A 5851-nucleotide genomic window follows, 5' to 3' on the forward strand; every position below is an offset into this window, starting at 1 on the left:
AGCCGTGGCCGTCCTTTTTCTCGTCATGCTCAGCAATCTCGGCGCCTGGGCCTTCGCCAACCGTCCCGCCAACGAGCGTCCCTGGGCGGGCCAGATCAACGGCGTCGCCTTGAGCCCCTATCAGGCGGACCAGAACCCGATCGAGGGCAGGCATCCCGGTCCCGACGACATCGAGCGCGACATGACGACGCTGGAAGGCCATGTCAAGGGCGTCCGCAGCTACAGCTCCCTCAACGGCGCCGACCTGATCCCCCAGGCCGCCCGCCGTCACGGCCTCAGCGTCACGCAGGGCGCCTGGATCCAGGGCATCCCGCAGGACGAGGCGGAGATCGCCAGCCTGGTCCGCCTGACCCGGCAGAACCCGAACATCCGGCGCGTGCTGGTCGGCAACGAAGCGATCCTCCGCACCGACGTCACCGTGGCCGAGCAGATCGCCAACATCCAGCGGGTCAAGCGGCAGGTCAACGTGCCCGTCTCCACCGCCGAGCCGTGGCACGTCTGGCTCGACCATCCGGAACTGGCGGCGGCGGTCGATTACATCACCGTCCATATCCTGCCCTACTGGGAAGGCGTCCCGGCCGAGGGCGCGGTCGACTATGCGATGTTCCGCTACAACGAGCTTCGCCAGAAATACCCCGGCAAGCACATCCTGATCGGCGAGATCGGCTGGCCCAGCGACGGCCCCTGGCGGCGCGGCGCCGAAGCCTCGCAGGTCAATCAGGCCAAGTTCCTCCGGACGTTCTTCAACGTCGCCGCGCGCGAACGGCTCGATTACTATATCATGGAAGCCTTCGACCAGCCGTGGAAGCGGACGCTTGAAGGCACGGCGGGCGCCGCCTGGGGCATGTGGGACGCCATGCGCCAGCCGAAGTTCCCGCTGTCCGGCGGTATCCTTGAAGTACCGGACTGGCCGGTGCTGTGCGCCACCGCGATCGCCTTCGCCTTCCTGCCGACGGTGTGGTTCGTCTTCCGCCGCAACGACCTGAAGCCGAGCGGCCAGTTCTTCTACGCGGGCCTGATCCAGGCCTCCGCCTCCGTCCTGGTCTGGACCGGCGCTTCGGCGATGACGCTGGGCATGGCGCTGACGACCGAGATCGCCTGGGCCGTGCTGCTGGCCTGTCAGGTCGTGCTGCTCGCCGTCATGCTGTTCGACGGGCTCGAACTGACGGAAGTGGTCTGGACCGACCGCTGGCTGCGCCGGTTCACGCCGTCCAGGTCGGCTCCGGGAGCGGACGCTCCCAAGGTCTCCATCCATGTGCCGTGCTACAACGAGCCGCCGCACATGGTCATGCAGACCCTCGACGCGCTGGCGAAGCTCGACTATCCGAACTTCGAAGTCCTCATCATCGACAACAACACGCGGGACGAGGCGGTCTGGCGGCCCGTCGAAGCCTTCTGCCGCCAGCTGGGCGAGCGCTTCCGCTTCTTCCATCTAGCCGACTGGCCGGGATACAAGGCCGGCGCCCTGAACTTCGGCCTGGACAACACCGCCGCCGACGCCGGGATCGTCGCGGTGATCGACAGCGACTATCAGGTGACGCCGGACTGGCTGTCGTCGACCGTGCCGTATTTCGAACGGGCGGAGGTCGGCTTCGTCCAGTCGCCGCAGGACTACCGCGACTGGAGCGGCGATACCTTCCAGGCCATGTGCAACTGGGAATACCAGGGCTTCTTCAAGATCCGCATGATCCAGCGGAACGAGCGCAACGCGATCATCCAGCACGGCACCATGACGCTGATCCGCAAGTCCGCGCTGATCGAAGTCGGCCGCTGGAGCGAGTGGTGCATCACCGAGGACGCCGAGCTGGGCCTCCGCCTGTTCGAAGCCGGCTACGAGGCGGTCTACATGCCGGACAGCTTCGGCCAGGGCCTCGTTCCCGACAGCTTCGTCGCCTACAAGACCCAGCGGTTCCGCTGGGCCTTTGGCGCCGTGCAGATCCTCAAGCGTCACTGGCGGCAGATGATGCCCGGCAGCACGACGCTGACATCGGCCCAGCGCTACCATTTCCTGACGGGCTGGCTGCCCTGGTTCGCCGATGCGGCGAACCTGATCTTCGCGGCGGCCGCCATCTTCTGGTCGCTCGGCCTGCTGGCCTTCCCGAAGTATTTCGAGTTCCCGCCGACCGTCTTCATGATCCCGACCCTGTCGGTCTTCGGCTTCAAGATCGTGTGCAGTCTGTGGCTCTACGAGGAGCGGGTGCGCTGCACCTGGGTCCAGAAGATCGGCGCCGCCGTCGCCGGCATGGCGCTGACCCACACGGTCGGCCGCGCCATCTGGCAGGGCATGTTCACGTCGGGCCGGCCCTTCGTCCGCACTCCCAAATGCAAGGATCAGCCAGCCATCGTCCAGGGACTTCTCCACGCTCGGGAAGAGATCGGCCTGATGCTGGGGCTTTGGGGAGCGGCCCTCGCGATCGTCGTCGTCTTCGGCCATGAGAACCGCGACGCCTTCCTGTGGGCCGGACTGCTGGCCGTTCAGTCCCTCCCCTATCTGGCGGCGCTGGCGACATCGATGATCAACGTGATGCCGGCCCTGCGCCTCGGCCGCCGTGCCGCCAAGGCGGCGGCTCCGGTCGGCGCGCAGGTCGTGGAGGTCGAAGCCGGCGACTGACGGTTCTAGGCCGCCTCCTCCACCTTTGCGGCCAGCGACGCTTCGGCGCAGAGCTTGTCGACGCAGTCCTTCAGGCTGGTCCGCCAGGGGGGTGCCGTGATGCCGTAGACATCGGCGAGCCGCTGGCAGTTCAGCACGGAGTTGGCGGGGCGGACCGCCGGCGTCGGGTAATCGAGCGTCGAGATCGGCCGAAGTCCCGGCATTCCCCCGCCATGCGCGCTGGCGAGCGAGAAGACTTCGTAGGCCAGGCCGTACCAGGTCGTCCAGCCCGTCCCGCAGAAGTGGAAGGTACCGAACAGCGCGCTGTCGACGGAGGCAGGCGCAACCAGGATTCGCTTCGCCATGGCGATCAATGCCACGGCGATGTCGGCCGCCGCGGTCGGCGAGCCGTACTGATCGTCCACGATACCCAGCTCCGGCCGCGCCTGCCCCAGCCGCAGCATCGTGCGGACGAAGTTCTGGCCGTGCGGACCGTAGATCCAGGAAGTCCGGACGATGGCGTGGCGCGGCACCGCCGCGCGCACCGCGTTCTCGCCGGCGGCCTTGCTGACGCCATAGGCGCTCAGCGGGTTGATCGGATCGCCCTCTCGATAGGCATGACCGGACGCCTTGCCGTCGAAGACGTAGTCGGTCGAGATGTGGATCAGCGGGACCCCGGCGGCGGCACAGGACCGCGCGACATGCGCCGCTCCGTCGCGGTTGACCGCGAAGGCAAGTTCGGGTTCGCCTTCCGCCCGGTCCACGGCGGTATAGGCGGCCGCGTTGATGACCAGATCGGCGCCGCTCGATACGACCATGCTCTCCACGGCCGCGGCGTCCACGATGTCGGCCTCGGCGCGGCCGACCGTCCTGACGGACCATCCGGCGGGAAGACCGGTTTCGCGGAGCGCCGTCGCGACCTGCCCGCTGTGGCCGAAAACCAGGATCAGGCGGCGGCTGGCCAGGGAGTTTTCGGCCGGATATGCTTCGTTGATCTTCATTATGATGCCACGACCTCCAGTCGGCGGGCGAAATCGGCGGCGCCGAGACCAAGGCGCTGACCCCCGTAGATCGAGGAGCGCAGCGGCTGCCACCATGTCTGGTGCGTCAGGTACCATTCGATGGTCCGGCGCAGGCCGGCCTCGAACGTGACCGAGGGCTCCCAGCCCAGTTCGTTCTTTATCTTCGCAGCGTCGATCGCGTAGCGCTGGTCGTGGCCGGGACGGTCGGCGACATGGGCTATCAGGTCGCGGCGGGGGCGCTTGACCGGCAGCATGGCATCCAGCGTGTCGCAGATCGTATGGACGACCTCGATGTTGCTGTGCTCCGCGTTGCCGCCGACATTGTATTTCTCGCCGATCCTTCCCGCGGTCAGGATGCGGACAAGAGCCGCGGCATGATCCTCGACGAACAGCCAGTCGCGAACATTGGCGCCGGCGCCGTAGACCGGCAGCGCCTTGCCTTCCAGCGCGTTGATGATCATCAGCGGGATCAGCTTCTCTGGAAACTGATAGGGACCGTAGTTGTTGGAGCAGTTGCTGACGACCACCGGCAGGCCATGGGTGTGGTGCCATGCCTGGACGAGGTGGTCCGCCGAAGCCTTGCTTGCGGAATAGGGAGAGCTTGGCGCGTAGGGAGTCGTCTCGGTGAACTTTCCGGTTTCCCCAAGCGACCCATAGACCTCGTCGGTCGAAATGTGGTGGAAGCGAAATCCGTTCCGCCGCTCTTCGGCCAATCCCGACCAGTAGTGGCGCGCCGCCTCCAGCATCACATAGGTACCGACCACGTTCGTCTCGATGAAGACGCCCGGGATCTCGATCGACCGGTCCACGTGGCTTTCGGCGGCCAGGTGCATGACTGCGTCCGGCTTGTGTTCGCGGAAGACGCGCTCCACCTCCGCACGGTTGCAGATATCGACCTTTTCGAAAATGACGCGATGTCCATCGACGATATGCGTGAGCGTATCCGGGTGTGCCGCATAGGTCATCTTGTCCAGGCAAACGATCGATGCATTGGTTTCGCGCAGAAGATGGCGGCACACTGCCGAACCTATGAAACCGGCTGCCCCAGTGATGATGATCTTCATTGCCCAGTTCCCACTTCTTGCTGTTGCACGGTTTTCACGATCAAAGACTGTTTATGAAATGACCGTCATTCATGAAGAACTAGCCCGTCGAGAGGACAGAAACTCATGAATAAGAGCACCGGCTTCCGGCCCATTCGGACCGGCCTGACCCTTCGCTCGACTGGGAAATGTGCGCTTATACACAGTATGAACTTCGCCGCAGAGGAGCAAGGCCATGCGACTTCATCATCGACCGAAATATATACAAGTATCTAACACGAAAGTGTGAACTGATCGTTAACTACGATCCTCTACCAGAACGATCAATGAATGATGTTGCCGGCCTTTTAAGGTATTCACCAAGCTGGAATACTCCGATGAGGTTCTATGGAAGTAAGTATGTCCGTAATCAGATCATTGCTGCATAGAAATTCGAACTTTAACGTTGCCCGGCACGTCTTTTCTCTTATAAGATGACTACTACTTTCGGAAGTTCCCGTATTCGCGCGGGCAGCGCAAACGAGGGATCCCTGTCGTGTCGGTCGAGGCCCCCGTCAGCGTCATCATCGTGAACTTCAATGGCGGCCCGTTCCTGCGCCGCTGCCTGGAGACGCTTGGCGACCAGACGGTGTCCCCGCAGGAAATCCTCATCGTCGACAATGGCTCGACGGATGGCTCCCTGACCGGCATTGAAGATCTGCCTGTCGTAGCGTTCGGCCGGGTGCGCATCCTGGCCCCGGGTTCCAACCTGGGTTTCGCCGCCGCCAACAATCTGGCCGCGCGCGAGGCCGCGGCACCGTGGATCGCGACCCTGAACCCCGATGCCTTTCCGGAACCGGAATGGCTTGCGGAACTGATGGATGCCACGCGCCGCCACCCCGGTACCGCCATGTTCGGATCGACGCAGCTCGACGCCGCCGATGCCCGGCGACTCGACGGCGCCGGCGACGTCTACCATGCCAGCGGACTGGTCTGGCGCGGACATCATGGCGCACCGGTGGACAGCCTTCCGCCGGAGGGGGAGGTTTTCGCCCCCTGCGCCGCGGCAGCGCTCTATCGCCGCGATGCGTTTTTGGATGCGGGCGGGTTCGACGAAAGCTTCTTCTGCTACTGCGAAGATGTCGACCTTGGCTTCAGGCTGCGCCTTCTGGGGCACAATTGCGTCCAGGTGGCGGGCGCCCGCGTCCACCATGTCG

Annotated in this window: 4 protein-coding genes; 2 read left to right on the forward strand and 2 right to left on the reverse strand. The window is 64.6% G+C overall.

Translation table 11 applies throughout. The features are described from left to right. Window positions 1–2611: glycosyltransferase (locus tag AC5JJ6_RS38050; protein WP_496047021.1), on the forward strand; the 2611-nt coding region annotated here is incomplete at its 5' end. Window positions 2612–2616: 5 nt separating this feature from the next. Here the strand turns inward: AC5JJ6_RS38050 and rfbD are convergent. Further along, window positions 2617–3591, reverse strand: a complete 975-nt coding sequence (gene rfbD, locus AC5JJ6_RS38055; protein ID WP_496047022.1) for a dTDP-4-dehydrorhamnose reductase — start codon at window positions 3589–3591, stop codon at window positions 2617–2619. Next, window positions 3591–4676, reverse strand: coding sequence for a dTDP-glucose 4,6-dehydratase (gene rfbB / locus AC5JJ6_RS38060; RefSeq protein ID WP_496047023.1), 1086 nt, complete (start codon window positions 4674–4676; stop codon window positions 3591–3593). The genes rfbD and rfbB overlap by 1 nt, the downstream gene beginning before the upstream one ends. A 514-nt stretch (window positions 4677–5190) precedes the next feature. Here rfbB and AC5JJ6_RS38065 point away from each other — a divergent pair. Next, window positions 5191–5851 (forward strand): glycosyltransferase family 2 protein (locus AC5JJ6_RS38065; RefSeq protein ID WP_496047024.1); only part of this gene is annotated, 661 nt, incomplete at its 3' end.

The sequence above is a fragment of the Skermanella sp. genome (assembly GCF_059503625.1).

Bases quoted from the DNA above. Each gene is read 5' to 3' on its own strand.
- rfbD (WP_496047022.1), bottom strand. From the start codon at position 3,591: ATGAAGATCAACGAAGCATATCCGGCCGAAAACTCCCTGGCCAGCCGC.
- rfbB (WP_496047023.1), bottom strand. From the start codon at position 4,676: ATGAAGATCATCATCACTGGGGCAGCCGGTTTCATAGGTTCGGCAGTG.